This window comes from Burkholderia sp. BKH01, from assembly GCF_025685725.1.
Lineage (GTDB): Bacteria > Pseudomonadota > Gammaproteobacteria > Burkholderiales > Burkholderiaceae > Burkholderia > Burkholderia pyrrocinia_C.
In genome coordinates this window covers 1-25,822 of the sequence record NZ_JAOTQT010000014.1, presented here as the reverse complement: position 1 = coordinate 25,822, position 25,822 = coordinate 1, and the positions used below count along the sequence as shown (strand labels likewise).

Below are 25,822 nucleotides of genomic sequence, written 5' to 3'. Positions count from 1 at the left end.
CGCTCAGTTCGCCCACGGCAGCGGCGCGTCGTTCAAACCCCAGTAGAGGCTCTTCTGCTGCATGTACTCGCGGATGCCGAGACGCCCCTTCTCGCGCCCCATCCCGCTCTCCTTCCAGCCCGAGAACGGCGTGGAGATCGAGAACAGCTTGTACGTATTGATCCAGACGGTGCCCGTTTCGAGCGCACGCGCGATGCGCCAGGCACGCTTGTAGTCGCGCGTCCAGATGCCGGCGGCAAGACCGAACACGCTGTCGTTCGCCTGCGCGATCAGCGACGCTTCATCGTCGAACGGCATCGCGACGAGCACGGGCCCGAAGATTTCCTCCTGGCAGATGCGCGCGCTGTTCGGCAAGCCTTCGAGTATCGTCGGCTGGTAGAAGAAGCCGTGCTCGCGCCCATCGCCCGACGGCCGCTCGCCGCCGCACAGCAGGCGGCCGCCTTCTTCCAGGCCGAGCGCGACGTAGCGCTCCACCGATTCGCGATGCTTCGCGGTGATCAGCGGCCCCATCTGCGTATCGGGCTGCGTCGGATCGCCCACGCGCAGCTTGCGTGCGCCCGCAACCAGGCGCTTCATGAATTCGTCGTACACCGCACGCTGCACGAATAGCCGCGAACCCGCGATGCACGCTTCGCCCGACGAGCTGAAAATGCCGTACAGCACACCGTTGACCGCATGATCGAGATCGGCGTCGTCGCACACGATCGTCGGCGACTTGCCGCCGAGTTCGAGCGACACGGGCATCAGCTTCTCGGCCGCGATGCGCGCGATGCCGCGGCCCACTTCGGTTCCGCCGGTGAACGACACCTTCTTCACCAGCGGATGACGCACGAGCACGTCGCCGATCACCGAGCCCTTGCCCGGCAGCACGCTCAGCACGCCCTTCGGCACGCCGGCTTCCTCGCAAATGCGCGCGAGCGCAAGCGACACGAGCGGCGTGACTTCGGCCGGCTTGAGCACCACCGCGTTGCCGCCGGCAAGTGCCGGCGCGAGCTTCTGCGCGTCGGATGCGATCGGCGAGTTCCACGGCGTGATCGCCGCGATCACGCCGATCGGCTCGTACACGCTCATCGTCAGGTAGTCGCCGCGCGACGGCGTCAGTTCTTCGTCGAGCGTTTCGAGGCAGGCCGCGAAATAGCGGAACGTGTTCGCGGCGCTGGCCACCAGCACGCGCGTCTCGCCGATCGGCTTGCCGTTGTCGCGACGCTGCAGGTTCGCGAGCGCCTCGTGGCGCTGCATGATCAGATCCGCGATGCGGTACAGCACCTGCGCGCGCTGGTGCGGCTTCAGCCCGGCCCAGTCGGCGCGGCGCCAGGCAGCATCGGCGGCTTCGACGGCTTCGGCCGCGTCTTCGGCATTCGCCGTCGACACTTCCATGTTCACCGACTGGTCGGCCGGATAGATGCTGGCGTAGGGCGCGCCACGGCCGCGCCGCCACTCGCCGCCGATCAGGATGTTGCCGTCGGGTACCAGGCTCGTATCGAAAGGAGTCATGTCACAAGTCCCACAAATCTGTCTCTGCGCATCCGCCCTCGCCGTGGCGCGGGCGGACGTTCAATAGTCCGAATCTCTCGAAGCGTCGTTCAGATCACGCAGCGAGCCGCGCGGTTGCGCAGCGCGCGGATCGCGCAAAACGCCGTCAGCGCGGACGTCTTCGGGTTGTCGGGCAGTGGCTTGCCGCTCATTTCCAGCGACATCTCGCCGAATGCGCCGCGCGCGGTGATGCGGTGCACGTTGCGCGCAACGGCCGGATCGGCGATCAGGCGCACGCGCGTCGCATCGAGGCCGAGGCCCGCGAGCGCGACGGTCGCCGCGACGTTCGCGTTCTTCGGATACAGCCGCGCGGCGTCGCGCGCGGTGCCTTCGAAGATCACCTTTTCTTCGGTCATCGCGCGCAGGTCGCACAACTCCTCGGCCGGCGTGCCGAGCCAGCCGAGCGGCGGCTTGCGGCCGACGTACAGCACTTCGTCGAGGCCGCCCTGCTTCGCGGAAGCCAGCGCATCGATGCCGCCGATCGCGCCGGACAGCAGCGTCAGCGTCGCGTCGCCTTCGTCGGCGGCCCGCGACAGCACGTCGAGCAGCGCGAGATCGGACAGCGCGCCGATCGATGCGACCGCGCAGTCGGTACCGGCCTTCAAGAGCGGCACGACGTGATCGACGAGCGCACTGTGGCCGGCACATTCGAGCGCGAAATCGGGGCGGCGGGCCAGTGCGTCGACCGACGACACGACCTCCACCGCGCCGCCCAGCACGCTCTGCACCGCGGCGCGCTGGTGGTCGGGCACGATCACGTGCGCGATGCGCAGCGACGCATCGTGCTCGACCGCGTGGTACACGGCCGCGCCGATCGCGCCGAAGCCGATCATCGCGACGTCGACGGGTGCGGGCGCGTTACGCATATTGGCGCTCCGTGGGCGCTTCCTTCTTCACCGGCGGGCCTGCGAACGACGACGCGAACGAGCCGACCGACAGCATGTCGACTTCGACCATCACCGGCCCTTCCTTCGCCATCCCGTCGCGCACGATCGCTTCGGCCTGATCGAGCGACGTGATCCGGTAATGCGTGAGGCCGAAGCTTGCGCAGAACTGCGCGAAATCGGGCTGGTGCAATTGCACGAAGCAGCGGCGGCCGCCGTAGTGCGCGTCCTGGATGTTGCGGATCACGCCGTAGCACTGGTCGTTCATCAGCACGATCATCACGTTCGCGTTTTCCTGCACGGCCGTCACCAGCTCGCCGACGTTGACCATCAGGCCGCCGTCGCCGACGAGGCAGACCGTCTTCGCGGCGGCCCCCGCAAGCGCCGCGCCGATACCCATCTGAATCCCCTGGCCGATGCCGCCGCCGAGCGCATGCACGCCCGCGCGCGGTTCGAAGATCTTCAGCAGGCGGTTGCCCCACGTGCTGTTCGAGATCGTCACGTCGCGCACCCAGTTGTAGTCGCGGCCGACGGCGCCCTGCAGCGTATCGACAAGCTGCTTGTACGGCCCGAGGCCCTTCGACACGTCGGCGACTGCCTGATCGCGGGCCGCCGCGAGATCGGCCGCGAACTGCGGATCGACCGACAGGCGGCCTTCGAGCAGGTCGGCCAGTTCGGCCAGCACGCGCTTCGAATCGCCGTGCACGAACAGCTCGTTGCGATAGCCGCGGTTGTCCGCGAGCGCGTCGGCATCGACGCGGAACAGCGGCTGCGGCAGCGCGAGCTTGTACTTCAGCGTCTCGTTGCCGCGCAGGCGCGAGCCGACCACGACGAGTGCGTCGCAGGTCTTGTAGAACGCTTCGACGGACGCGTGCACGTTGAACGCGCCGAGCGTCGCCGGATGATCCTCGGGCAGCACGCCGCGGCCCTGCACGCTCGTCACGACGCCGAAGCCGAGCTTCACGAGGCGCTCGACTTCCTCGCGGGCGTGGCGCGCGCCGCCGCCGAGCCACAGCAGCGGACGACGCTTGGTCGCGAGCGCGTCGGCGAGCTTCGCGACGCGTGCGGCGTCGTGCTCGCTCACCGCAACATGCGCCGGCGCGAGGTCTTCCGGCCATTCGATTTCGGCAGCCTGGATGTCGATCGGAATCTCGACCGACACGGGGCCCGTCGGCGCGGTCTGCGCGATGCGCACGGCTTCGCGGATCGTCGGCAGCACGGTCTCGACCGTGCGCACGCGGAACGCGGCCTTCGAGATCGCATCCAGCATCGTCAACTGGTCGGGCGCTTCGTGGATATAGGCGAGATCCTGGTCGAGGTACGGCGTCTCGATCTGTCCGGTGATATGCAGCATCGCGGTGCCGGCCGTCAGTGCCTCGACCATCGCGCCGGCCGCGTTGCCCGCCGCCGTGCCCGTGCTGGTGAACGCGACGCCGAGGCCGCCCGACACGCGGGCCAGGCCGTCGGCCATGTTCACCGCGCCCGCTTCGCCGCGCGCGCCGACATACCGGATGTTGCCGCGCGAGTTGATCGCGTCGAGGATCGGCATGTTGTGGATCGAGATGACACCGAATGCGGTTTTCACGCCGCACTGCTCGAGAAAGGCGGCAATCAGCTCGCCAACCGTGGTTTTTTTAGACATGGCGTGCAAAGCCTCCAGAAACGTCGATATGGCTGCCCGTCGTGTAGGACGACAGATGCGTTGCGAGATAAAAAAGTGCCCAGGCGGCCTCGTCGGGCTTGCCGAAGCGATTCAGCGGAATGTTCTTCTTGCGCGCGAGCGCACCCATCCAGTCTTCCCAGCTTTCGCCGGCTTGCGCCTGCGCTTCGTAGCGGCGGCGCCACTGGCCCGACTCGACGATGCCGATCAGGATCGAGTTCACGCGGATGCGCTGCGGCGCCAGTTCGTTCGCGAGCGACTTCACGAGGCTCAGCACGCCCGCGCGCGCCGACGACGTCGCGACCATGTGCGGCTCGGGTTGCAGCGCGAGCAGCGAGTTCACGCAGGTGATCGTCGGCGCCTGCGCGTCGCGCAGCAGCGGCAGGAACGCGCGCGTCGGGCGGATGATGCTGAAGTACTTCAGTTCGAGCTCTTCGCGCCACGCGTCGTCGGTCGTGTCGGCGAAGGTCGACACGCGGCCCTGGCCTGCGTTGTTCACCAGCATGTCGGCACGGCCGAAGCGCGCGGACACCGCCTGTGCGAACGCGGCCACGTCGGCTTCGTCGAGCACGTTGCAGCGCTCGGCGAGCAGTTGCGCGCCCGCGTATTTGTCGCGAAGCATCGCTTCGGCGCGTGCGAGGCGGTCGCTGTCGCGGCCGCAAATCGCGACCGATGCACCGGCCTGCAGGAACCGTTCGGCCGTCGCGAGGCCGATGCCGGACGAACCGCCCGTCACCACCGCAACCTGCCCGGTCAGATCGATCTCAATCATCGGAGTCCCAAAGCTTTCATAAACGTGTGCTCGTCATCCGAGCGGTAGTTGAGCCGCCGCGACAGTTCCGCCGCCGCGCGCTGCACCTTGTCGATCAACCCGTCCGCGATCAGCGCCGCGTCGATCTCCGGCCGCGGCACCGTCACCGTGATGCACGCGACGATCTTCTGCGTCTCGTTGCGCACGGGTGCCGTGACCACCGAAATCCCGCGTTCGAACGACGAGTTGCTGACGCCGTAGCCGCGCAACTCATCCTCGCGGATCACTTCGTACAACGCATCGACCGTCTCCGGCGTCGCGCTCGTCATCCGGTTCAGCGTGCCTTCCGGATACAGCGAACGAAGCTCCTTCAGCGACAGGTCGCCCATCAGCACATGGCCGTGCGTCGTCGCATACGCGGGCAAGCGCGTGCCGACGTTCACGCGGATCGAGCTGAACACCGGCGACTGGCTCTGCGCCTTCGCGACGAACACGACGTCGCGGCCATCGCGGATCACGATGTGCGTCGTGAAGCCGGTCGCGTCGCGCAGGCTCTCGATCACCGGCAGGCCGAGATCGGTCAGCTCCAGCGAGCTCAGGTATTCGAAGCCGAGCCGCAGCACGGCGATGCCGAGCTTGTAGTTGCGATCCTTGTCCGCGCGCTCGAGGAAGCCGAGCGATTCGAGCGTCTGCAGCAGACGGAACACCGTCGTGCGCGGAATGCCGAGCCGCTTCGACAACTCGGGCGCGCCGAGCACGGGCTCGCGCGGCGAGAATTCGGCGAGAATCCGCAGCCCGCGTTCGAGACCCGGCACCACGTAGCTGGCCTCGGCCTTCCCGTTTTCGGGTTCTTGTTGCAGCGGTTCGCTCATACCAGACCCCACTGCGTATCGCACTGACGGCAGAACGTGTCGATCAGTGCGGAATAAACGGCCGGCGCTTCCACGTACCCGGCATGACCGGCTTGAGGAATCACCTGCAGCCCGACGTGCGCGGCCGCGGCGATCCGCTCGCATGCGGCCGGCGGCGTGATCGCGTCGTTCGCGCCGACGGCCACGGCCGTCCGGCCGCGAAAACCGGCGAGATCGGTCGAGAGGTCGGCGTTCGCGAGCAGATGCGTGGCCTGCGCGTAACCTGCCGGCGCGATGCGCGCCATGTTCCAGCGCACCCACGCACGCGCATCCTCGCTCGCGAAACCGGACAACATGTTGCCGCTGCGCTGCTCGGCGAGCCCGGCCGGACCGAGTTCCGCGAGCATCGCGAGCCGCGCGTCGCGGCGCGATTCGCGCGTTTCGGCGGGCGCGCTGCCGTAGCCGCCGGCAGGCGACACCAGCAGCAGGCCGGCGATCCGACCGGGCATCGCGCGGGCGAGACCGCCCGCGACGATCGCGCCGAGCGAATGCCCGACCAGCACGCAGCGTTCGATGCCGAGTGCCTCGAGCCACGCGTTCAGCGATGCCGCGTAATCGGCGGCGGCCGGCGACGCACCGTGCACCGGCGTCGACGCGCCATAACCGGGCGCATCCCACGCGAGCACGCGCCGCGATGCGCCGAGCGTGTCGAGCTGGCGCACCCACGATGCGGCGCCCGAGCCGATCCCGTGCAGCAGCACGACGGGCAGCGTGCGGCCCGCATGCTGCGCGCCGGCCTCGCGATAACCGATCGTGCCCGCCGCGCCAGCCGCGCAACGCTGCTCGGGAAACTGCCCGAGCAGTGCGGCGAACGCCGCGGTGCGGTCGCGTTCACGTTTGTCGATGACACTCATTGCTTCACCGGCTCCGTCTCAACGCTTGATCTTCGCGAGCGGCGAATCGGGCGGATACGTTGGCGTGATCGGCTTCGGCGAGCCGAGCATCACGCACATCAGCGCGTCTTCCTCGCCGATGTTGATTTCCGTGCGATACACGCCCGGCGGCACCGAGATCAGGTCGCGCTCGCCGAGGATCGCTTCCCACGTCTGCCCGTCGCGCTCGCAGATCACCTTCATCTTGCCGCGCAGCACGAAGAAGATTTCTTCCACGTCGATATGGATATGGCTCGGGCCGATGTTGCCGGCCGGGATCACCATCGTCGAGAACGTGAAGTTGCCGGCCGGCACCGTGTTGACGTCCTTCGCGACGCCCGTGCCGCCGGTGCCGACATAGCGCATCTGCGCACGGCGGTACTTCGGGTCGTAGTCGGCCTGGAACTTCAGTGCGTCCCAGTCGTAGCGCCGCGTCGCGTAGCGCGCGACGCGCCCTTCCATCCAGTCGTTGAAGCTTGCGCCTTCCGGCTGGTCCCACGACTTGCGTTCGAGATCGGCGTCCGCCATCGTCAACTCCTTCATCAAGGGTGAAAACATCAATTCATTACGAAGCCGCCGTTCACCGGCAGCAGTTGGCCCGTCACGAAGCGCGCGCCGTCCGACAGCAGGAACAGCACGGGGCCCGTCACGTCGTCGGGCACCTGCGCACGCGTCAGCGCACGGCCCTGCATGTAGAACGCGTGACGCTCGGCCGGCACGTAGGCGGTCGCCTCGACTTCGGTCAGCCCCGGCGCGATCGCGTTGACCGTCACGCCGTGCGCGCCGAACTCGCGCGCCTGCGCATGCGTCATCGCAATCACCGCGCCCTTGCTCGCGACGTACGCGAGCAGCTTCGGCGCACCCCACAACGCGGTGTCCGAGGCGAGGTTCACGATCGCGCCGCGGCCCGACTTCGCGAGGTGCGGCAGCGCCGCATTGCTGACGAGCCACACGCCGCGCACGTTCACGTTCATCACGGCGTCCCATGTCGCGACGTCGAGCTCGGTCGACAGCTTGCCGCCCGAGTTCGTGATCGCCGCGTTGTTGATCAGCGCGTCGATGCCGCCTAGCGCCGCCGCGCCCTGCGCGACGAATGAGTCGACGCTCGCCGGATCGGCCAGGTCGAGCGCGAAGAAATGCGCAACATGGCCGACTGCCGACAGTTGCGCGGCGAGCGCACGGCCTTCGTCGGCCAGCACATCGCCGAACGCGACCTGCGCGCCCGCGGCGACGAGCGCCTTCACGAACGCCGCGCCCAGACCGCGCGCGCCGCCCGTGACGAGCACGCGGCGCCCTGCGAGCGACACGACCGGTGCGAACTCAGCCATTCGCGGGCTCCGAAGCGGCTTGCGCCGCGCGATGCGCGTCGAGCGCGGACAGGTGTTCCTGCGCACGCTGGCGCAGCATCCGGCGCACGCGCGTGATGCCGACGTCGTGCTGGTACAGGTATTCGTGATCGCGCGCGTGCGGCGCGAGGCTTTCGAGGACGTAGCGGTCCTGCTCGAGCACGTCCCAGTGCAGCCCTTCGAGACGGTTGCGGTACATGAAGCGCCACACGTCGCGCTGCCAGCCGTCGACCTTGCGCGTGCGCCAGAAGTAGACCTGGCAGTTGTCGCCGTCGACCGGCGTCGCGAAACCGATGATCCCGAAGTTGCCGCCCGGGCCGAACTTCTGCTTGTACGGAATCGCGAGACGCATCCACAGGCAGCCGGTTTCGCCGAGCTCGACCCAGTCGAAGTTCACGTCGCGCTGGCCGATCTTCTCGAACATCAAGCCCGTTTCCGTCTTGCGCACGCGCATGTCGGCCTGCTTGTCGCCTTCGGCCATCGAGTGCGACGTCGCATGCAGGTACGCGCCGTGCATCGGGTCCATCACGTTGTCGATCGCGTACTGGTAATTGCACTTCCAGTTCGACACGCACAGGAAGTGGCCGTACTCGTCGGCGACCAGTTCCTCGGGCAGGTTCAGCGGCGCCGGCTCGCCGTGCGCTTCGTCGCCGAACCACAGGAAGATCGCGCCGGCCTTCTCTTCGACCGGATAGGACTTCACGCACTTCGTGCCTTCGAGCGGACAGTTCGACACGGCCGGCACACGGTTGACCGTGCCGCCGCCGTCGACTTCGATGCCGTGATACCAGCAGGCAATGCTGCCGCCGAGGTTCCAGCCGAGCGACAGCCGCGCGCCGCGGTGCGGGCAGCGATCCTCGAGTGCGTGGACCTTGCCCTCGTGATCGCGCCACAGCACGATCTGCTCGGACAGGCGCGTCAGGCCGACGGGTGCGTTCGACACCTGCCAGCTCGGCGCGACGGGATACCAGTAGTTCTTGATGCCGCGGTCGAGATAGTCACGGACCGGGTCGTGTTGGGAAGCGTGTTGTGCGGGGGACGTCATCAGTGTGCTCCGGATGCGGTTGTCGTCGGGTCGGCGGATCGCGCGCTCGGCGCGGTCATTCCGCGAGCGCGGCCATTTCGGCGCGGAAGCGCTCCGGTGTCCACGGCGAGCCATCCGGTGCGCGGAAGCCGATGCGGTTCAGGCCCGCGACGACGTCGTCCAGCTCGGTCGCGCCGGCTTCGAACACGCGTTCGAGCGCATCGCCAAGGTCGTTCTCGTACTGGGTCGGCTCGGCCTTGCGGTTCTGCCAGATCCGGTTCTCGACCTGACCGGGGATCTCGATCTGCCCCTTGCCGGCGACGTTGTTCGGCTGCGGCGCCACCCACGGCTTCAGGAAGGGATTGAAGTTGACGGTCGCTTCTTTCATGTCATTCCACCTTGATCTGGATTTCCTCGCCGGCGAGGCGCACCGCGTACTGCTTCAGCGCGCGTCCGCCCGGCCCCTTCAGGCATTCGCCCGTCTTGATGTCGAACACGGCCTCGTGCAGCGGGCATTCGACCGTGCCTTCGTCGACGAACCCCTGCGTCAGCAGCGCGTACGCATGCGGGCACACGTTCTCGAGCGCATACACGTCGTCGCCGACGCGATAGATCCCGATTTCGACGCCGTCGGTCCGCTTGAACTCGATCGGCGTGTCTTCCGACAGCGCGCCGGCGTGCCCGGCGCAAATCCATTGTTCAGACATCTCACACCCTTCCTTCTGATCGACTCTCGGTTTGTTCCTTGTTTGTTCCATATTAGGAACATCAGTTTATGGATGGTGATTATAGGAGCGACTTTCCACGAGTAAAACAAAAAGCTGCATGCCCTAGGGAAAACACCGACCACCAGGTCAGCCATTGTCCTCGCCTACCCAATCAAATGTAATTTGTCGTTTTGTAGCGGGGAGTTATGCCCTTTTTGAAGGTGCCGCGCGCCGTCGACGCGCATCGTCCCGGAACCCATCCGTCCCGAAAAATTTATTTTTGACCACGCGCGTGACGCCCCTATACTCCATTCCATCAGAGGCACATTGTTCCTTATATGGAACATCTGGAATGCCCATCCGGCGGTGAAACACGCGTGACGGCCGGCCGTCCCCGCGCATGCCGCCACGGCACGTTTTCATCAGGTTGAAGAGTCAGGAGATCAAATGGTCAAGCATGCAGTAGCAGCAGCAGTCATCGGGATGGGTGCGATGTCGGGCGCCTGGGCGCAGAGCAGCGTGGTGCTGTACGGCAGCCTGGATGCGGGCGTCGCGTACGTGAACAACGTCGGCGGCCATGCGAAGTGGGCGATGATCCAGGGCAACACGCAGCCCGATCGGTGGGGCCTGAAGGGCAAGGAAGACCTCGGCGACGGCCTGTCGGCGATCTTCCAGCTCGAAAACGGCTTCTATACGAACAACGGCCAGTTCGCGACCGCCAACACGATCTGGAACCGCGCGGCGTACGTCGGCCTCAGCTCGGACCGCTACGGCACGCTGACGCTCGGCCGCCAGACGCCGCTGTCGTTCGACTATCTCGATCCGCTCAGCACGGCCTACCTGGCGCTGAGCTGGTACGCATTCCACCCCGGCAACATCGACGGGCTCGCCGCAACCGGCAACGTGCCGTACAACAATTCGGTGAAGTACCGCTCGCCGACCTACGCAGGTTTCTCGGCCGCGGCGACGCTGGCGCTCGGCAACACGACGAACTTCTCGACCGGCAAGTCAGTCGGCGTCGCGCTGAACTATGCGAACGGACCGTTCAAGGCGTCGGCCGTCTACTCGAACGAACACGACCGCTCGATCCTGATCGGCCAGACGGGTATCGCGTCATTCCAGGGGCAGAACACCGCGAACGGCTATATCGCGAACAAGGTCGAGAACATCGGCGCGGGCGCGTCGTACCAGCTCGGCGACTTCCTCGTGCACGGCCTCTACACGCGCACGAAAATGCAGTCGAACGGGTATTCGGATACGTTCCAGAGCTATGACGCGGGCGTGAACTACCGCAGCAGCGCGTTCAACACGATCGCGGGCGGCGCGGCGACCACCACGCTGGCCGGCCGCCGCTGGACGCAGGTCGAGCTCGGCGACATCTATGCACTGTCGAAGCGCACGCAGCTCTATGCGAACGTGTTGTACGAGCACGGTTCGGGCGGCGCGAAGGCTGCGTTCTTCACGGCCGGCGTGTCGAGCACCGCGAACCAGGTGATCTTGCTCACCGGGATCCACCACTCGTTCTGAGCGGTTTCGCGCGTTCGGCGTCCGAAACGACAAGAGCGGCCCGCGGGCCGCTCTTGTCGTTTGCGATGCCGGATGCGTCGCGCCGCTTGTACGTCAGAACATCGCGACCTTGTGGCGCGCGTGCGCGAACGTCGGGTCGCTTTCGAGCGGACGATAGTTCAGGCGCTGCGACAGGTCGACCGCCGCGCCGCACACGGCTTCGACGAGCCGCTCCTTCTCGCCGGCCTCGCCGATCTCCGAACGCGGCACCGTCGCGGTGATCGCCGCGACGATCGAGCCCGAATGATCGCGCACGGGCGCGGTGACGGCCGAAATGCCGCTCTCGAACGCCGCCTCGCTGACCGCATAACCGAGCCGCGCATACTGCCGCACGCGCTCGTACAGTTCGTCGACGGTGCCCGGCGTGCGCTCGGTGAACTGCTCGAGCCGCTTTTCCGGATAGAGCTGGCGCAGCGCGTCGCGTGTCAGGTCGCCCATCAGCACATGGCCGTGCACGGTCGCATGCGCGGGCAAGCGCGTGCCGACGTGCACCTTCACCGAACCGAACATCGACGCGTTGCTCTGCGCCTTCGCGACGAACACGACGTCGCGCTGGTCGCGGATCAGCAGGTGCGTCGAGAAGCCGGTGGAATCGCGCAGCCGTTCGAGCACGGGTGCGCCGAGATCGGTCAGCTCGAGCGAGTTCAGGTATTCGAAGCCGAGCCGCAGCACGCCGACGCCGAGCCGGAAATAGCGGTCGCCGTTCACGCGCTCGAGAAAACCGAGCGCTTCGAGCGTCTGAAGCAGGCGGAACGTGGTCGTGCGCGGGATGCCGATGCGCTTCGACAGCTCAGGCGCGCCGAGCACGGGCTCGCGCGCCGAGAATTCGGCGAGGATCCGCAGCCCGCGTTCGAGCCCCGGCACCAGATAAGACGAGGCGCCACCGGACGATTCGTCGTCGCCGGCAGCGGCGGGATCGGGTGCGTCGCTCATCGTTGTCTTGACCATGTGGACATGGACGGAAGGAAATCAGTCACGAAACAGGTCATGGATTGTCGTGGATATTCAGTCATGCTACTCCAGCGCGCACGCAGGCTCGCACCCGCGCGTTTCGCCGCGACGCGGCATGGGCGTCCGCGACCTCATGCGGAGTCATTCACGGTCGAGAGGATAGCAGCGATGGACAGCGCAACGCCATGCGGAAATCGCCGAACGGCGGGAAGACCGCCGCCCGGCTGTTGCCCGCGTCGGGCGGCTGAAAGACGGCGAACGGCGCGGTATTCGACGCCGCGTCGCCTACAGGCGCGACAGGTGGACCCGGATGTTCGCGCGATCGTACGTGAAGCCGCCGGCCGCATCCTGCTCGAGCACCCGCGCAAGGTCGACGGCATACATCCATCCGCTACCCAGACGGCCACCGTTCACGGCCCGGATCCGGCTGCCGCCGACCGCGATCGCGGCATGAAAGACATTGCCGCCGCGGGAGAAACCGACCGCGGTTCCCGCCGGAATGCTGGCGCGCCCGTCCCACTGATCGCCGGTCTCGAAGTTGAACCGCGTCCTCCAGTGCTGACCGATCGTGTCGAGCAGCGTACCGGGCGCGATCATCGCGTCGCCGCGCAGCAGGTACCGAACATAGGCCGCGGCGTCATAGCAGACGCCGCCGGATACATACTCGTTGATGTCGGCCATGCCGTACATCAGCGCTTGCGCATGTTTCTGCTTTTCAGCGAAGCCGGATTGGGCGACATGGCCGCCTAACTGGGTCAGTTGCATGGGTAGGTCCTTTTGAGGAAGAAGGGCATCGTCGTCCCGCCAACGCAATAACCTCATATCTTATTACGATATCCGCCGGCAGCGGCCGGTCCGGACGTCACGGCGCGCACTACGATCGCGGGCGGCGGTGCGCCGGCGCACCGCATGCGGTATCGCGCGATGTGCGTATCGCGGTAGAGGGAAGACGGGAACCGATCGGGGAAAAAACGGCGGGCAGCAGGCGGTGAATGCGATCCCCGGGCGGGGATCGACACGACGGCGTCAGGCCGTCACGGCGGCGCCATACTCGGCGCGGGCAAGCTGGCCGGCGGCGTAAGCCTCGGCTTCGCCGCGAAAGCCTTCCCGGCTGAATGCGACGACTTTCACCCCGACGCCGGTCGCCCGCTTCACCGTCAGCGCCCATTGCCATCCGCCGTCTTGTTCGAAGACGTGCAGCGAGGGTTCGAAGGAAGGGTCGAGTACGGTCACGCGTTATGCTCCTGCCCCGTTGCGCGTTGCATCGGCAACGCATGGGGCATGTCGAAAAGATCGCGCCGGTATGCGACGCGTTTCAGCCATTCGACAGTCTAGTCAATGATTGTTGCGACGCACCATCAGAGGTTTCACTCATCTATCGGAACCCGGCGGTTGATCGAATATGCCTGAAACCCATATGGGACGGGCCTCAGAGCTGCTTCGGGCCGCATGGGAAAACGCTCATGCGGCAACGTGCCGCACACGCGACCAATTGCTTGCATCGGTCGTTCGTGGGTCGTAAAAACGGGGCGGGAACCGCCTGGTCACCCGGGCATCGCTTGTGACGACAGGCCTCTACCGCCCCGTATCGTCCGGCATCACGCGTCGGAATGTCAGGTTGACGCGCTCGCCCTGCACGCTCGGCGCCTTCGGCACGCGATGCTGCCACTCGGACTGCGTGCGCCCGTGCATCACGAGCAGGCTGCCGTGCACGAGGCGATACGCGTGCGTGACGCCGGTCGCGCGATGGCGAAGATCGAACACGCGCATCGCCCCGAGGCTCACCGACGCGATCACCGGCGCATCGCCGAGTTCGGGCTCGTTGTCCGCGTGCCACCCCAGGCTGTCCTGCCCGTTGCGGTAGCGATTGAGCAGCACGCTGTTGAAGCGCGCGCCGCACGTCGCTTCGACCGCGTGCTTCAGGTCGAGCACGGTCGGCGTCCACGGCGCCGGCACGTTGCGGATCCCCGAATACACGTAAACAGCATCGGGTTCGCCCTGCCACGCGGTGAGCCTCGGCAACGGAATGCGTCCGCGCGGCGTGCGGATCGTGTCCTGTCGCCACGCGACCTCGTCGATCAGCGCGGCCAGCGTGCGGTCGGCGTCGGGCTGCGCAAGCCAGTCCGGGTACCAGTCCACGTCGGGCGCGGGCGTGTCAGCGAAGAGATCGGGCGTCGACATGTCGGGAGGAAACGGGCGATGAACGGGGCGAACAGTGCATGTCTGCATACTAGCCAACGGCGCCGCGCGCCGCCATGCGCTGTCATTCGCTGTCATTCGCCGCTGAAAGGAAACCGCCGCGCACCGCGATGCGCGCTCGCGCATCACGCTATCATCGCGGCGTGTTGCGACGCGCCCTGCCGAGGGGTGCCGCTTTCTTCCGCCATGCCGGCCGGCGCGACCCGGCCGCTTTCTTTCCGGATCCCATCATGACGACGCTCTCCGATTCCGCCCTCGACCAACTGTTCCTCACCGCGCGCACGCACAACGCGTGGCAGGACAAACCCGTCGACGACGCGCTGCTGCACCGGCTGATCGACCTGACGAAATTCGGCCCGACGTCGGCGAACTCGAGCCCTGCGCGCTTCGTGTTCGTCAAGTCGCCCGAAGCGAAGGCGCGCCTGAAACCCGCGTTGTCCGAAGGCAATCTCGCGAAAACGATGGCCGCACCCGTCACCGTGATCGTCGCGATGGATTTCGCGTTCCACGATCACCTGCCGCGCCTGTTCCCGCACGCCGACGCACGGAGCTGGTTCGCCGGCAACGATGCGCTGATCGAGGCCACCGCGTTCCGCAATTCGTCGCTGCAAGGCGCGTACCTGATCCTCGCCGCACGCGCGCTCGGCCTCGATGCGGGCCCGATGTCGGGCTTCGACAACGCGAAGGTCGATGCCGAATTCTTCGCGGGCACTTCGATCAAGAGCAACTTCCTCGTGAATCTCGGCTACGGCGATCCGGCCGGCCTGTTCCCGCGCAGCCCGCGCTTCGACTTCGACGACATCGCCCGCATCGAGTGACGGCCGCTAGCCGCCGCGCGTCAGCCGGATCAGCGTGATCTCGGACGGCACGCCGAAGCGGTTCGGCGGCCCCCAGTATCCGGTGCCGCGGCTCGTATAGAGCCACAGCTCGCCGAAGCGGCTCAGCCCGCCGATCACCGGCTGCTGCATCCGCACGAACGGCGGCCACGGCAGGAACTGTCCACCGTGCGTGTGCCCCGACAACTGCACGGTAAAACCCGCGCGGTTCGCGGCTTCCGCGCTGCGCGGCTGGTGCGCGAGCAGGATCTTCGTGCCGACGTCGCGCGGCGCGCCGGCCAGCGCCTGCTCGGGGTCGCTGCGGTGCGCGGGATCGAACCCGCCCGCCGTGAAGTCGGTCACGCCCGCGAGCACCGCGCGCGCGCCGTCGTGCTCGATCAGCACGTGCTCGTTCAGCAGCACCGTCAGCCCGATGCGCCGGAATTCGTCGATCCACGCGTGCGCGCCCGCGTAATACTCATGGTTGCCCGTCACGAGAAAGCTGCCGTGCCGCGACTGCATGCGGCCGAGCGGCGCGGTGTGTTCGCGCAGGCGCTTGACCGAACCGTCGACCACGTCGCCCGTCACGACGACGAGGTCGGCATCGAGCGCATTGACCGCGCGCACGATCCGTTCGATATAAGGCCGCTTGATCGTCGGCCCGACGTGGATGTCGGACAATTGCACGATCGTCAGCCCGTCGAGCGCGGCCGGCAGTCCCGCGACCGGAATGGACACGCGCTTGACCGCCGCCGTGCGGCGCGCGCCGACAAACCCGATCGCGGTGACGAGCACCGCGGCCGCCAGCACGCCGAGCGCCGTGTCGGCCGCGGCGCCGCTCCACGCGCCGTCGTGCCCGAGATGCCGCCACGCGAACACGCCAAGCAGCACGAATTCGCGCAGGAACGTCAGCGCGAGCAGCGACGAGAAAAATCCCATCACGAGCGAGCCGGCCCAGCCGGCCACCGTCGCGGCCCAGCCTTCGTCGAAGCGGCGCGAGAACATGCCGACCGGAATCAGCACGACGAAACTCGCCAGCACGAGCGCCGCGATCGTGCGCGCGACCGGCGACTCGAACGCGTCGGGAATGATCCGCATCCCGACATACAGATGGAACAGCACGCCGATTGCAATGAACCGGACAAAGAAACTTCGCATGGAGCACTCACCTTCGTTGCGATACGGCTTCCGCGATGCGTGTCGCACGAGGCCGAGACGCCCCATGCCGCGCTTCGCGCCATACGTACGATGGTACACAGATCCCGGCAGCGACGACCGGTCGCGGCCACCGGTGGAGGTCGCGTTGCTTCGTGCCGTAATCGGCCGTTTCCACGCCGATTCCGCCGCATCAGCGCGGCAAATTTCGCCAGCCCTCTTTCGTCTTACGATCCTTTACAGTCCGTTAGCAACCCTACACGAGCTTGCGCCGGCAGAATCGCGGCGATCCGGCCGCCTCGCGGCCGAAACGCGATGCCGGACGGGGCCGGCACGACCGCCAGCGCGGCCGCGACCGGCAACGGCCCGTGCCGCCCCTGCGGGACGAACGGCTGGCGGTCCGCATCCCGCTGCTTTATTATCGGCCCCGTATCTCGGAATCGTCGTCGCGGCGACGAACCGCATTGCGCCGCGCCCGGCTACCACCCCCATCGTCGAGCTCGTCACACCATGAGAAAAACAACGCCGCGCGCGCCCCTGCGCGTCGCCGCCGTCCTGACGCCAGCCCTGCCGCTCGCGGGCTGCGCATCGCGCGGCGCACCGTCGTACGTACTGTTCGGCGCGTATTTCCCGCTCTGGCTCGTCAGCGCGATCGTCGGCATCGTCGGCGCGATCGTTGCGCACCGCGTGTTCGTCGCAACCGGCTGGGCCGCCACGGTCCCTTACCAACTCGCCGTCTGCACCGCGATCGGGCTCGTGATCGCCGTGATCGTCTGGCTCACCGGCACGGGGCCGTTCGCATGAAGGCCGCCGGAACCGCCCGCCCCTCCACGAAAGGCCGCGTGATCGCACTGGCGATCGTCGCGCTCGGCATCGCGGCGCTCGCGTACGCGTACCACCGCACGACGGCCTACCCGTCCACCGACGACGCGTCGATCGACGCGGACGTCGTGCATGTCGCGTCGCCTGTCGGCGGGCGCATCGTGCGGCTCGCGGTGCATGAAAACCAGCGCGTCGCGAAAGGCGATCTGCTGTACGAAATCGATCCCGTGCCGTACCGGCTGACGGTTGCACAGGCGCAAGCCGATCTCGAACTCGCACGCGCATCGCTCGACACGCGCCGCCGTTCGCTGATCGGCGAACGCTCGAACGCGGCGGTCGCCGCCGAGCAGGTCAAGCGCGCGACGCAGAACGCCGACCTCACGACGCGCGACGTGAACCGGCTCGCGCCGCTCGCCGCGCAGGGCTACGTCAGCGCGCAGCAGTTCGACCAGGCGAAGGTCCGCCAGCGCGACGCGGCCGTGTCGCTCGCGCAGGCGCAGGAACAGCAGCGCGCATCCGCTCAGACGATCGGCGACGACGCCGACGCGATCGCGACGCTGCATGCGCGCGAGGCCGCGCTGGCCCGCGCGCAGCACGCGCTCGACGATACGGTCGTACGCGCGCCGCACAACGGGCTCGTGACGGGCCTGACCGTGCTCGCCGGCGAGACCCTCGCGCCGAACCAGTCGATCTTCACGCTGATCGACGCGAGCGAATGGTTCGCCGTCGGCAATTTCCGCGAGACGTCGCTGAACCGCGTCGAGGTCGGCGACTGCGCGACCGTCTATTCGATGATCGACCGCAGCCGCCCGATGACGGGCAAGGTCGTCGGCATCGGCGCGGGCATCGCGGACAGTGCCCGCATCAACCTGCCGCGCTCGCTGCCGATCGTGCAGAACTCGGTGAACTGGGTACACGTCGCGCAGCGCTTCCCCGTGCGCGTGAAGCTCGACGAACCCGACGGCAAGCTCGTGCGCGTCGGCGCGAGCGCGATCGTCGAGGTCCGGCATGGCTCAGCCTGCCGCTGACGTCCGGTCGCCGGGCCCGCGCGAAGTCCTGCGGCTGCTCGCGCCGTTTCCGGGGCGCGCGGCGATCGCCGTGCGCGTCGCGCTGATCTGCGCGCTGGTCGTGCTCGTGACGAGCGGCTACGGCACGCCGGAAGCCGCGATCTCCGCGTATGTCGTGTTCTTCCTGAACCGCGCAGACCGCGTAACGAGCGTCGTGCTCGCGGTCGCGATGCTGCTGCTCGTCACGGTCGTGATCGCGCTCGTGATGGGCGTCGCGATCTTCAGCATCGACTATTCGATCCTGCGGGTCGCCTGCATGACCGTGATGTCGATCGGCCTGCTCTACCTGACGTCCGCCAGCAAGCTGCGCCCGGTCGGCGCGATCCTCGCGATGATCGTCGGCTTCGGGCTCGACCAGCTCGGCCTGGCGCCGTTCGGCGAAGCCGCGACACGCGCGCTGCTCTATGCGTGGCTGATGGTCGCGATCCCGGTCGGCGTCGCGATCGTCGTCAACCTGCTGATCGCACCGTCGCCGCGCAAGCTCGCGCAAGCGCAGCTCGCGAAACGGCTGCGGCTCGCCGCGCGGCGGCTGCGCGGCGATGACGGCGATGACGCGCGCTCCGCGTTCGAAGCGAGCCTGCGCGAAGGCGACAAGCAGTTGCTCACGTGGGTCAAGCTGTCGAAGCTCGAAGGCTCGTCGGCAGCCGCCGACGTCGTTGCGCTGCGGCAGGCCATCGCATCGAGCACCGCGCTGCTCGTCGCGGTCGCGCTCGCCGACCGCGAACCCGATGCGCGGCTGCCCGACGCGTTTGTCGAACCGATCGCGACGACGCTCGACGAGATGGCCGCCATCCTCGAACGCGGCGGCTATCCGGTCGACGTGACGCTCGCGCTGCCGGCAGCCGATGCGCTGCCGCCGCTCGCGCGCGTCGTCGCGACGGATCTGCACACGGCGATCACGCACTTTGCGGAACCGGCCGCGACCGACGCACCGGCCGATACGGTCGACGCGCACACTGCCGACACGCCGGCCGATACGCCTGCAGAACCCGCCGCACCGCCTGCGCCGCCCGCCCCCGGCGGCGGCTTCTTCCTGCCCGACGCGCGCACCAATCCCGACCACGTCCGCTATGCGCTGAAAACGACGGCAGCGGCGATGTTCTGCTACCTGCTGTACTCGCAGCTCGACTGGTCGGGCATCCATACCTGCTTCATCACCTGCTACATGGTGTCGCTCGGCTCGACGGCCGAAACGGTCGAGAAGCTCACGCTGCGCATCGCCGGCTGCATCGTCGGCGCGCTGCTCGGCACCGCCGCGCTCGTGTTCGTCGTGCCGTCGCTGTCGTCGATCGGCGAGCTGATGGCGCTCGTGTTCGCCGGCGCGTGGCTCGCCGCGTGGGTCGCATTCGGGTCGCCGCGAATTGCATACGCGGGCTTCCAGGTCGCATTCGCGTTCTTCCTGTGCGTGATCCAGGGCGCGGGCCCCGGCTTCGACCTGACGCTCGCGCGCGATCGAACCATCGGCATCCTGCTCGGCAACGTGGTCGTGTATCTCGTGTTCACGCGCATCTGGCCCGTCAGCATCGGCAAGCAGATCGACACGGCGCTCGCGGCGCTGCTCGACCAGTGGCGCTACCTCGCGCAGATCGCGCAGCCGGCCGAGCGGCGCGCGCTGGCCGCCGAGGCGTTCGCACGCCACGGCGCGATCGCGCAGGAGCTCGGCCTGATCCATTACGAACCGTCGTGGGTGCGGCCGGCCGCCGCATGGCTCGCCGCGCGACGGCGCGCGCTCGCGGAACTCGGCGCGCTCGAAGGCCCGCTGTTCCTGCTCGCCGAACGCGCACCGGGCGACGCGGCGATCGGCGCGCGGCTCGCACGCGTGGTCGACCTGCGCGACGACGAAATCGCGCGTCATGCGGATTCCCCCGCGCCGCCGGCCCCGCCGCCGGATGCCGCTGCCACCGACCCCGCACGCGATGCGCTGCTGAACCTGATCGACACGCGGCTCGCGCACATCGCCGACGCCGCCCGTCAAGCCACACCGAAGGAGCCTGTTCCCCATGCGCCTACCTGAACCGCCGGCCGCCTCGATCGCCGCCGCCGCCCTCGCGACCGCCGTCGCGCTGGCCGGCTGCGCGACGTCGTCGATCGATCTGGCGCCGGAGGCGTCCGACCGCCCGTGGCAGCCACAGACCTCGGCCGCGGGCGACATCGTGCCCGCACCGCCACGCGCGACCGCGCAAGGGGCGCACGACTACACGCTGCCGGCCACGCCCGCGCTCGCGTCGGTGTCGCCCCCTGCCGCGCTCGATTCCGCGCATGCTTACACGCTGCCCGAACTGATCGACCTCGCCGAATCGTCGAACCCGCTGACGCGTATCGCATGGAACGACGCGCGCAATGCAGCGCTCGCGGTCGGCATCGCGAAATCCGCCTACCTGCCGAAACTGTCGGCAACGGCCATGGGCGCGTACCAGGCGAGCCACGGCTCGACGTCGACGATACTCGGCGACTCGTCAAGCGACACGACCGTGCACGGCACGATCTCGGCGCTGTCGCTGCAATGGCTGCTGTTCGATTTCGGCGGGCGCGCGGCGCGCGTCGAAGCGGCCGAACAGGCGTCGATCGCGTCGAACGTCGCGTTCACGGCCGTGCACCAGCAAGTGATTCACGACGTGACCGTCGCGTACTACCGGTACGAAGCCGCGCGCTCGCGCGCACTCAGCGCGCAGCAGGGCCTCGCGAACGCGGACGCGATCCTCGCGGCGTCCCGCGCGCGGCTCAAGCATGGCGTCGGTACGGTAGTCGAGCTCGCGCAGGCGACGCAGAACCGTGCGCAGGCGAACCTCGCGCTCGTGCAGGCGAGCGGCACGGAGAGCGACAGCTACCTCGACCTCGTGTCCGCGCTCGGCATCTCGCCGCTGTCGAAGCCGACGATCGCCGCGCTGCCGAAACGGCCGCTGCCGCCCGCGCTCGGTTCGTCGGTCGACGCGATCGTGTCGGACGCGATCGCGCGCCGCCCCGACCTGCAGGGCGCGTTTGCGCTCGAAAAGGCCAATCGCGCGAAGATCAAGGCCGCCGAAGCGGCGTTCATGCCGAAGATCTTCCTGTCCGCTTCGACGTCGTACGCTAGCGGCGGCACCGCCATCACCGCACTGCCCGCGATCGGCGACCAGGCGCCGACCGTCAACCTGAACGGCAGCCGCTACGGCGGCGGCGTGTTCCTCGGCGTGACGATCCCGCTGTACGACGGCGGCCTGCGCTCGGCCGTGCTGATGCAGGCGCGCAACGATGCGCAAAGCGCATCCGCGCGTCTCACTCGGACCAAGGAAGAAGCCGTTCGCCAGGTCGTTGCCGCGCAGAACGCGGTACAGACGAGCCTCGCGTCGCACGACGCCGCGAAGGCGCTCGTCGATGCCGCGCAGACGAGCTACGATGCGGCGCTGACCGCGTACCGGAACGGCGTCGGCTCGGTCACCGATGCGACGATGGCGCAAAGCCAGCTGCTCGCGGCGCGGAATGCTGAGGTCGACAGCTACGCAGGCGCGCTGTCGGCGGCTGCCGCGCTCGCGCTCGCAACGGGGACGATCGGCTCGGCGCAGTAGCGCAACCGCCGCCAGGCGGTTGACGCATGCGCACGCCGCCCACTAGAATGCCGCCCATTCTTCCTTCAGGAACCATCGTGGACAGTTGCAGCACTCCGTTGCGTGCGCCGCTTGCCGCCTGAACGCCTGTCCGACGCAGTTCTCCTGCCCCGGCTCGCGTTCCGCGAGCCCGCACGCCTACCGTTTCACACTGAATGACGCATACGCGCGGTACAGTACCGCGCGATGACGGCTATCGTCGCGTCGCCTTCGGCATTGCGCCGCAGCGACGCGAGCCGGCATGCGCGCCTTGCACGGCAGGACAACCATGACTTTCGATTTCGCACTCCGTCTTTTCACTGCGTTCGCCTGCGGCGTCGCGATCGGCCTCGAACGCCAGATGCGCCAGCGCACGGCAGGCCTGCGTACGATCACGCTCGTCGCGAGCGGCGCGTGCCTGTTCGTCACGCTCGGCGTGCTGACCGGCAACGGCGTCGCGGGCGTCACGCAGATCGCCGCGTACGTCGTGTCGGGCGTCGGCTTTCTCGGCGGCGGCGTGATCATGCGCGACAAGGGCTCGATCCAGGGCATCAACACGGCCGCGACGCTGTGGTGCTCGGCCGCCGTCGGCGTGCTGGCCGGCTCCGGCCATTACGTGCCCGCGCTCGCCGGCACGGGCGTCGTGCTGCTCACCAATACCCTGCTGCGCGGCGTCAGCCAGGCAATCAACGCGACGCCCGTGTCGAACGCCGATCTCGTGCGCGAATACCAGATCACCGTGATCTGCCTGGCCGCCGACGAAGTGCACATCCGCACGCTGCTGTCGAACTCGATGTACGCGAAACCGCTGTCGTTCCAGAGCCTGACGAGCGAGGACGTGCCCGACCAGCCGGACCGGCTGAAGGTGACTGCGACGCTGAAGCTGCATCCGAAGGATCAGCAGAAGCTCGAGCAGATCGCGAGCCGGATCAGCATGGAGAAGAGCATTTCCAGCGTGAGCTGGACCGCGAAGGAAGCGGAGCCGATGATGGAGTGAGCGGCATGGCGGCAGCCGGATTCGCCGCCGCCCTCGCCCGCGTCAGGGTGCCTCGATGAGCCCGGCCGAGATCGCCTTGACGACCGCCTGGACCTTGTTCGTCGCGCCGAGCTTCTCGAGGATGTTGTTGACGTGGAAGTTGACCGTCCGCTCCGAGATGCTGAGGATCTGGCCGATTTCGCAAGCGGTCTTGCCTTCGGCAGTCCAGCACAGCACCTCGCGCTCGCGCGCGGTCAGCGCGACGCCCGCCGCTGGCGACAGCTTCGGCACCATGAAGCGGCTCATCAGCGAATGCGACAGGTTCGCGAGCCAGTTCGTCTGCAGCGTCAGCATGTTGATCTCGGCCGGCGTCAGCCGGTCGGCGTGGCGCGCGATGCTCAGCAGCCCGAACGCACCGCGGGCCGCCCAGCTCGACTGCGCTACCCCCACCGACAGCCCGAATTCGCGCGCGTCCTGCCACAGCGGGCTCGGATCGATCCGGTCGACATCCGGCCAGACGATCATGTTGGTGCTGTGCGCGCCGTCGCGCACCGTCGAATCGATCTCGATGTAGTTCCGCGCCTGATAGTGCGCCATCCAGCCGTCCGGATAGGTATCGAAGATCGCGACCGACGGCTTCGACACCGGCAGCGGCACGCGAATGCCGTAACAGCAGTATTCGAATCCCAGCCGTCTGGAATAGGCAGCGATCCGCTGGAAGAGCTGCTGCTCGTCTTCCGCGGCGCTGAATTGTTGATAGGCATCCTGCCAGCGCAGTTCCATTCTTTCTCCGACAACGTCACGCTGTCATACTTGTCAGGTGCCAGCTCCGGTTCGAGGCTGATACATTCCGCGCATGACTTCACCTTTGCTGCACCCGGTCTCCGGCCCGTCCCCGGACGGCTACGTGCGCCTGCCAGAAGGCGCAATGGCCGCGCTTGCGCTCGACCATGTCACAAGCGGCCTCGATGCATCGCTGCTTGCGGAACTGCGCGACAACGCGATCGACGCGCGCCTCGCCGGCTATACCGAATGGCAGCGCACGGCCCGTGCCGGCGTCGCTTACGTGACGGTCGGCTGGGACTGGTACCTCGAACGCGCAACAGGCGCGTTCGTGATCGCCGGTGGCGACGTCCGCAGCAACGTAATGGCCGTCGACGCCACGGGTACCGACATCGGCATGTGCCGCACGGCCGCCGCGCTCGCAGCACGGCTCGCCTGCATCGACTGGCCCGCCGCGGTCGTGTCGGCCCTGCTCGGGCGCAACGACGCCTATCATGCCGGTCCGACGCTCCAGTGACAACCTGTCACGTATTCATCAGACAATTTCCGCAATGCTGGCGCTCTTTATAAGCAAAAGCGGCCAGCTTTTCAATCCCGTCGATCAAGAAACCGTTACCACGTCCCGAATGGCGTCTTTGCGCCGCCAACCTGTAAGAGTTACCAGTTACCGCCTCCTCGTGCTGCGCGATGTAATGCACGCATACAAAAGCACAAATCCGAGGACACCATGCGGACCTTCGTTCACGAGGAAGGGCGGTTGCCACACGAACTTGCAGCGGATCTCGGGCGCTATCGGCGCCGCGTGTTCGTCGAACAACTCGGCTGGGCGCTCCCGTCGGCGAACGAATGCTTCGAGCGCGACCAGTTCGATCGCGACGATACCGTCTACGTGTTTGCGCGAAATGCCGGCGGCGACATGTGCGGATGTGCGCGCCTGCTGCCCACGACGCGCCCGTATCTGCTGAAGTCGCTGTTCGCCGACCTGATCGCCGAAGACATGCCGCTGCCGCAATCGGCGGCCGTCTGGGAGCTGTCCAGGTTCGCGGCGACCGACGACGACGGCGGGCCGGGCAATGCCGAATGGGCCGTGCGCCCGATGCTCGCGGCCGTGGTCGAATGCGCGGCGCAGCTTGGCGCGCGGCAGCTGATCGGCGTGACGTTCGCGAGCATGGAGCGGCTGTTCCGCCGGATCGGCATACACGCGCACCGTGCAGGCCCGCCGAAGCAGGTGGACGGACGTCTGGTGGTCGCGTGCTGGATCGACATTGATCCGCAAACGTTTGCGGCATTAGGAATCGAGCCGGGGCAGGCAGTCCGGCAAGCCATCGCCGCCTGAGCCGGAACGCGCGTTTCCGTCCGGGCGGCATCGTAACGAAGGAGAACCAACGTGGACCAGTCTCAGGTCTTTCGCGCGATGATGCCCGGGTTGACGAGCGCCAACGGCGCCCGCATCGCGGTCGCCTATCCGTCGTTTCCCAGGCCGCTGCCGCTCGTGCGGCTCGACCGCCGTGGGCTCGTGTTTCGTGCTGCCGGCGTCGCGCCGCTCGTCTGCGGGCTGCCGCGCGCGGCGACGCTGCTGGTCGCGGACGAGCCGCTCTGCTCGCTGCGCCTCGTGATCCGCGACATCGCCGCGGCCGGCGACGGCCGCCACGACCTGACGATGCAGCCGTCCGGCGCCGCCGGCGACGAATTGCTGTGGCATGCGCTGCGCGACCACGCACCGTACCGGCAGATTCAGCATCCGCTCGCGCCCGTCGATGCGCCCCTCGCCGCGGACAGCGAACCGCACGCGGCGGCCGGCGAAACCGGGCCGCGCCCGGCGCGGCGCGCGGCGTTCCGCCTGCCGTGCCACAGCGACGCGCTGTTTTTCGCGGACTGGCTCGAATATCACTTCGACGAGTTGCGCGCGCTGTCGCAACAACACGGGCCGCAACTGCAGCTCAACCAGCTCGAGCGGCAGGTTGCCGACGACGAGGTCGGCGTGCGCTTCGTCTACGACATCGACGGACACGCGACGCGGCACGCGCTGACCGACTGCGCGCGCGAGGCCTGCGTTTGGATCGAGACGGAGATGCGCGACAAATACGCTCTGCCTGTCGCGCAGGAGCGGTTCGGCGCGTTTGCCGCGCACGCGCGGGCCGGTGGCATGTGAGTGCGGTACGGCCGCGTCGCGCGATGCGGTCGGCACGGCACGGCACGGCACGGCACGGCACGGCACGGCACGGCACGGCACGGCA

General features: G+C 67.8%; 27 protein-coding genes. 10 read left to right on the top strand and 17 right to left on the bottom strand.

Features of this window, described 5'->3' with window-relative positions; all coding sequences use genetic code 11:
• Positions 1 to 3: 3 nt before the first annotated feature.
• The 11 genes from OEJ37_RS20455 to OEJ37_RS20405 all read right to left on the bottom strand — a co-directional run bounded on the left by OEJ37_RS20455 (position 4) and on the right by OEJ37_RS20405 (position 9,688).
• Complete coding sequence (locus OEJ37_RS20455) at positions 4 to 1,494, bottom strand: aldehyde dehydrogenase (protein ID WP_175918177.1); 1,491 nt, start codon at positions 1,492 to 1,494, stop codon at positions 4 to 6.
• Between the two features lie 89 nt (positions 1,495 to 1,583).
• Complete coding sequence (locus OEJ37_RS20450) at positions 1,584 to 2,399, bottom strand: aspartate dehydrogenase (protein WP_174421105.1); 816 nt, start codon at positions 2,397 to 2,399, stop codon at positions 1,584 to 1,586.
• The gene (locus tag OEJ37_RS20445; RefSeq protein WP_263345256.1) at positions 2,392 to 4,059 is read right to left on the bottom strand and encodes a thiamine pyrophosphate-binding protein; all 1,668 of its coding nucleotides are present in this window, start codon (positions 4,057 to 4,059) and stop codon (positions 2,392 to 2,394) included. The genes OEJ37_RS20450 and OEJ37_RS20445 overlap by 8 nt, the downstream gene beginning before the upstream one ends.
• Complete coding sequence (locus OEJ37_RS20440) at positions 4,052 to 4,849, bottom strand: SDR family oxidoreductase (protein WP_263345255.1); 798 nt, start codon at positions 4,847 to 4,849, stop codon at positions 4,052 to 4,054. Before OEJ37_RS20440 ends, OEJ37_RS20445 begins: the two co-directional genes overlap by 8 nt.
• Complete coding sequence (locus tag OEJ37_RS20435; protein WP_263345254.1) at positions 4,846 to 5,700, bottom strand: IclR family transcriptional regulator; 855 nt, start codon at positions 5,698 to 5,700, stop codon at positions 4,846 to 4,848. Before OEJ37_RS20435 ends, OEJ37_RS20440 begins: the two co-directional genes overlap by 4 nt.
• Positions 5,697 to 6,593: an alpha/beta fold hydrolase gene (locus OEJ37_RS20430; protein ID WP_263345253.1), complete on the bottom strand. Its 897-nt coding sequence runs from the start codon at positions 6,591 to 6,593 to the stop codon at positions 5,697 to 5,699. The genes OEJ37_RS20435 and OEJ37_RS20430 overlap by 4 nt, the downstream gene beginning before the upstream one ends.
• An 18-nt stretch (positions 6,594 to 6,611) precedes the next feature.
• The gene (locus tag OEJ37_RS20425) at positions 6,612 to 7,139 is read right to left on the bottom strand and encodes a cupin domain-containing protein (protein ID WP_174421109.1); all 528 of its coding nucleotides are present in this window, start codon (positions 7,137 to 7,139) and stop codon (positions 6,612 to 6,614) included.
• 29 nt (positions 7,140 to 7,168) lie between these two features.
• On the bottom strand, positions 7,169 to 7,939 hold the full coding sequence (locus tag OEJ37_RS20420) for an SDR family oxidoreductase (protein ID WP_263345252.1): 771 nt from the start codon (positions 7,937 to 7,939) through the stop codon (positions 7,169 to 7,171).
• Positions 7,932 to 9,002: an aromatic ring-hydroxylating oxygenase subunit alpha gene (locus OEJ37_RS20415; RefSeq protein WP_263345251.1), complete on the bottom strand. Its 1,071-nt coding sequence runs from the start codon at positions 9,000 to 9,002 to the stop codon at positions 7,932 to 7,934. Before OEJ37_RS20415 ends, OEJ37_RS20420 begins: the two co-directional genes overlap by 8 nt.
• A 55-nt stretch (positions 9,003 to 9,057) precedes the next feature.
• On the bottom strand, positions 9,058 to 9,369 hold the full coding sequence (locus tag OEJ37_RS20410) for a recombinase-like helix-turn-helix domain-containing protein (RefSeq protein ID WP_152861025.1): 312 nt from the start codon (positions 9,367 to 9,369) through the stop codon (positions 9,058 to 9,060).
• A 1-nt stretch (position 9,370) separates the two neighbouring features.
• Entirely contained in the window at positions 9,371 to 9,688 is a 318-nt protein-coding gene (locus OEJ37_RS20405; protein WP_006489883.1) for a non-heme iron oxygenase ferredoxin subunit, read from the bottom strand.
• Between the two features lie 447 nt (positions 9,689 to 10,135).
• Here OEJ37_RS20405 and OEJ37_RS20400 point away from each other — a divergent pair, with 447 nt between their 5' ends.
• Positions 10,136 to 11,215, top strand: coding sequence for a porin (locus OEJ37_RS20400; protein WP_263345249.1), 1,080 nt, complete (start codon positions 10,136 to 10,138; stop codon positions 11,213 to 11,215).
• Positions 11,216 to 11,308: 93 nt separating this feature from the next.
• Here the strand turns inward: OEJ37_RS20400 and OEJ37_RS20395 are convergent, their stop codons facing one another.
• From OEJ37_RS20395 to OEJ37_RS20380, 4 genes are all read right to left on the bottom strand, one after another.
• Positions 11,309 to 12,202, bottom strand: a complete 894-nt coding sequence (locus tag OEJ37_RS20395; protein ID WP_072443370.1) for an IclR family transcriptional regulator — start codon at positions 12,200 to 12,202, stop codon at positions 11,309 to 11,311.
• A 288-nt stretch (positions 12,203 to 12,490) separates the two neighbouring features.
• Positions 12,491 to 12,970 (bottom strand): type 6 secretion system effector deamidase TecA, encoded by a 480-nt coding sequence (tecA, locus tag OEJ37_RS20390; protein ID WP_175918184.1) that lies wholly within the window; start codon positions 12,968 to 12,970, stop codon positions 12,491 to 12,493.
• A gap of 261 nt (positions 12,971 to 13,231) precedes the next feature.
• A complete protein-coding gene (locus OEJ37_RS20385; RefSeq protein ID WP_174421113.1) occupies positions 13,232 to 13,438 on the bottom strand; it encodes a hypothetical protein in 207 nt (68 codons plus the stop codon).
• Positions 13,439 to 13,780: 342 nt separating this feature from the next.
• Entirely contained in the window at positions 13,781 to 14,386 is a 606-nt protein-coding gene (locus tag OEJ37_RS20380; protein WP_175946905.1) for an alpha-ketoglutarate-dependent dioxygenase AlkB family protein, read from the bottom strand.
• Between the two features lie 248 nt (positions 14,387 to 14,634).
• On the opposite strand from OEJ37_RS20380, the gene OEJ37_RS20375 reads away from it, so the two are divergent.
• Positions 14,635 to 15,222 carry a malonic semialdehyde reductase gene (locus OEJ37_RS20375; RefSeq protein WP_174421115.1) on the top strand — a complete coding sequence of 196 codons (588 nt, stop codon included), beginning with the start codon at positions 14,635 to 14,637 and terminating at the stop codon, positions 15,220 to 15,222.
• Between the two features lie 6 nt (positions 15,223 to 15,228).
• Here OEJ37_RS20375 and OEJ37_RS20370 read toward each other — a convergent pair whose 3' ends face one another.
• Positions 15,229 to 16,377 (bottom strand): metallophosphoesterase, encoded by a 1,149-nt coding sequence (locus OEJ37_RS20370; protein WP_174421116.1) that lies wholly within the window; start codon positions 16,375 to 16,377, stop codon positions 15,229 to 15,231.
• 507 nt (positions 16,378 to 16,884) lie between these two features.
• Here OEJ37_RS20370 and OEJ37_RS20365 point away from each other — a divergent pair.
• From OEJ37_RS20365 to OEJ37_RS20345, 5 genes are all read left to right on the top strand, one after another.
• Positions 16,885 to 17,178, top strand: a complete 294-nt coding sequence (locus OEJ37_RS20365; RefSeq protein ID WP_174421117.1) for a hypothetical protein — start codon at positions 16,885 to 16,887, stop codon at positions 17,176 to 17,178.
• A complete protein-coding gene (mdtN, locus tag OEJ37_RS20360) occupies positions 17,175 to 18,224 on the top strand; it encodes a multidrug transporter subunit MdtN (RefSeq protein ID WP_263345248.1) in 1,050 nt (349 codons plus the stop codon). The genes OEJ37_RS20365 and mdtN overlap by 4 nt, the downstream gene beginning before the upstream one ends.
• Positions 18,205 to 20,277 (top strand): FUSC family protein, encoded by a 2,073-nt coding sequence (locus OEJ37_RS20355; protein WP_263345247.1) that lies wholly within the window; start codon positions 18,205 to 18,207, stop codon positions 20,275 to 20,277. The genes mdtN and OEJ37_RS20355 overlap by 20 nt, the downstream gene beginning before the upstream one ends.
• Positions 20,264 to 21,808 carry a TolC family protein gene (locus tag OEJ37_RS20350; RefSeq protein WP_263345246.1) on the top strand — a complete coding sequence of 515 codons (1,545 nt, stop codon included), beginning with the start codon at positions 20,264 to 20,266 and terminating at the stop codon, positions 21,806 to 21,808. The genes OEJ37_RS20355 and OEJ37_RS20350 overlap by 14 nt, the downstream gene beginning before the upstream one ends.
• Before the next feature lie 307 nt (positions 21,809 to 22,115).
• Positions 22,116 to 22,823: an MgtC/SapB family protein gene (locus OEJ37_RS20345; RefSeq protein ID WP_152861043.1), complete on the top strand. Its 708-nt coding sequence runs from the start codon at positions 22,116 to 22,118 to the stop codon at positions 22,821 to 22,823.
• A gap of 42 nt (positions 22,824 to 22,865) precedes the next feature.
• On the opposite strand, the gene OEJ37_RS20340 is transcribed toward OEJ37_RS20345, so the two are convergent.
• A complete protein-coding gene (locus tag OEJ37_RS20340) occupies positions 22,866 to 23,585 on the bottom strand; it encodes an autoinducer binding domain-containing protein (protein WP_174421121.1) in 720 nt (239 codons plus the stop codon).
• Between the two features lie 73 nt (positions 23,586 to 23,658).
• Here OEJ37_RS20340 and OEJ37_RS20335 point away from each other — a divergent pair, with 73 nt between their 5' ends.
• The 3 genes from OEJ37_RS20335 to OEJ37_RS20325 all read left to right on the top strand — a co-directional run bounded on the left by OEJ37_RS20335 (position 23,659) and on the right by OEJ37_RS20325 (position 25,737).
• Positions 23,659 to 24,102, top strand: a complete 444-nt coding sequence (locus OEJ37_RS20335) for a DUF4902 domain-containing protein (RefSeq protein WP_174421122.1) — start codon at positions 23,659 to 23,661, stop codon at positions 24,100 to 24,102.
• Between the two features lie 210 nt (positions 24,103 to 24,312).
• Positions 24,313 to 24,921, top strand: a complete 609-nt coding sequence (locus OEJ37_RS20330) for an acyl-homoserine-lactone synthase (protein ID WP_174421123.1) — start codon at positions 24,313 to 24,315, stop codon at positions 24,919 to 24,921.
• Positions 24,922 to 24,972: 51 nt separating this feature from the next.
• Positions 24,973 to 25,737, top strand: coding sequence for a hypothetical protein (locus OEJ37_RS20325; protein ID WP_263345245.1), 765 nt, complete (start codon positions 24,973 to 24,975; stop codon positions 25,735 to 25,737).
• The last annotated feature ends 85 nt before the right edge of the window (positions 25,738 to 25,822 follow it).

What these genes read in the sequence shown, in the direction of transcription:
- OEJ37_RS20455 (WP_175918177.1), bottom strand. Translation starts at nt 1,494, where the DNA reads ATGACTCCTTTCGATACGAGCCTGGTACCCGACGGCAACATCCTGATC.
- OEJ37_RS20450 (WP_174421105.1), bottom strand. Translation starts at nt 2,399, where the DNA reads ATGCGTAACGCGCCCGCACCCGTCGACGTCGCGATGATCGGCTTCGGC.
- OEJ37_RS20445 (WP_263345256.1), bottom strand. Translation starts at nt 4,059, where the DNA reads ATGTCTAAAAAAACCACGGTTGGCGAGCTGATTGCCGCCTTTCTCGAG.
- OEJ37_RS20440 (WP_263345255.1), bottom strand. Translation starts at nt 4,849, where the DNA reads ATGATTGAGATCGATCTGACCGGGCAGGTTGCGGTGGTGACGGGCGGT.
- OEJ37_RS20435 (WP_263345254.1), bottom strand. Translation starts at nt 5,700, where the DNA reads ATGAGCGAACCGCTGCAACAAGAACCCGAAAACGGGAAGGCCGAGGCC.
- OEJ37_RS20430 (WP_263345253.1), bottom strand. Translation starts at nt 6,593, where the DNA reads ATGAGTGTCATCGACAAACGTGAACGCGACCGCACCGCGGCGTTCGCC.
- OEJ37_RS20425 (WP_174421109.1), bottom strand. Translation starts at nt 7,139, where the DNA reads ATGGCGGACGCCGATCTCGAACGCAAGTCGTGGGACCAGCCGGAAGGC.
- OEJ37_RS20420 (WP_263345252.1), bottom strand. Translation starts at nt 7,939, where the DNA reads ATGGCTGAGTTCGCACCGGTCGTGTCGCTCGCAGGGCGCCGCGTGCTC.
- OEJ37_RS20415 (WP_263345251.1), bottom strand. Translation starts at nt 9,002, where the DNA reads ATGACGTCCCCCGCACAACACGCTTCCCAACACGACCCGGTCCGTGAC.
- OEJ37_RS20410 (WP_152861025.1), bottom strand. Translation starts at nt 9,369, where the DNA reads ATGAAAGAAGCGACCGTCAACTTCAATCCCTTCCTGAAGCCGTGGGTG.
- OEJ37_RS20405 (WP_006489883.1), bottom strand. Translation starts at nt 9,688, where the DNA reads ATGTCTGAACAATGGATTTGCGCCGGGCACGCCGGCGCGCTGTCGGAA.
- OEJ37_RS20400 (WP_263345249.1), top strand. Translation starts at nt 10,136, where the DNA reads ATGGTCAAGCATGCAGTAGCAGCAGCAGTCATCGGGATGGGTGCGATG.
- OEJ37_RS20395 (WP_072443370.1), bottom strand. Translation starts at nt 12,202, where the DNA reads ATGGTCAAGACAACGATGAGCGACGCACCCGATCCCGCCGCTGCCGGC.
- tecA (WP_175918184.1), bottom strand. Translation starts at nt 12,970, where the DNA reads ATGCAACTGACCCAGTTAGGCGGCCATGTCGCCCAATCCGGCTTCGCT.
- OEJ37_RS20380 (WP_175946905.1), bottom strand. Translation starts at nt 14,386, where the DNA reads ATGTCGACGCCCGATCTCTTCGCTGACACGCCCGCGCCCGACGTGGAC.
- OEJ37_RS20375 (WP_174421115.1), top strand. Translation starts at nt 14,635, where the DNA reads ATGACGACGCTCTCCGATTCCGCCCTCGACCAACTGTTCCTCACCGCG.
- OEJ37_RS20370 (WP_174421116.1), bottom strand. Translation starts at nt 16,377, where the DNA reads ATGCGAAGTTTCTTTGTCCGGTTCATTGCAATCGGCGTGCTGTTCCAT.
- OEJ37_RS20365 (WP_174421117.1), top strand. Translation starts at nt 16,885, where the DNA reads ATGAGAAAAACAACGCCGCGCGCGCCCCTGCGCGTCGCCGCCGTCCTG.
- mdtN (WP_263345248.1), top strand. Translation starts at nt 17,175, where the DNA reads ATGAAGGCCGCCGGAACCGCCCGCCCCTCCACGAAAGGCCGCGTGATC.
- OEJ37_RS20355 (WP_263345247.1), top strand. Translation starts at nt 18,205, where the DNA reads ATGGCTCAGCCTGCCGCTGACGTCCGGTCGCCGGGCCCGCGCGAAGTC.
- OEJ37_RS20350 (WP_263345246.1), top strand. Translation starts at nt 20,264, where the DNA reads ATGCGCCTACCTGAACCGCCGGCCGCCTCGATCGCCGCCGCCGCCCTC.
- OEJ37_RS20345 (WP_152861043.1), top strand. Translation starts at nt 22,116, where the DNA reads ATGACTTTCGATTTCGCACTCCGTCTTTTCACTGCGTTCGCCTGCGGC.
- OEJ37_RS20340 (WP_174421121.1), bottom strand. Translation starts at nt 23,585, where the DNA reads ATGGAACTGCGCTGGCAGGATGCCTATCAACAATTCAGCGCCGCGGAA.
- OEJ37_RS20335 (WP_174421122.1), top strand. Translation starts at nt 23,659, where the DNA reads ATGACTTCACCTTTGCTGCACCCGGTCTCCGGCCCGTCCCCGGACGGC.
- OEJ37_RS20330 (WP_174421123.1), top strand. Translation starts at nt 24,313, where the DNA reads ATGCGGACCTTCGTTCACGAGGAAGGGCGGTTGCCACACGAACTTGCA.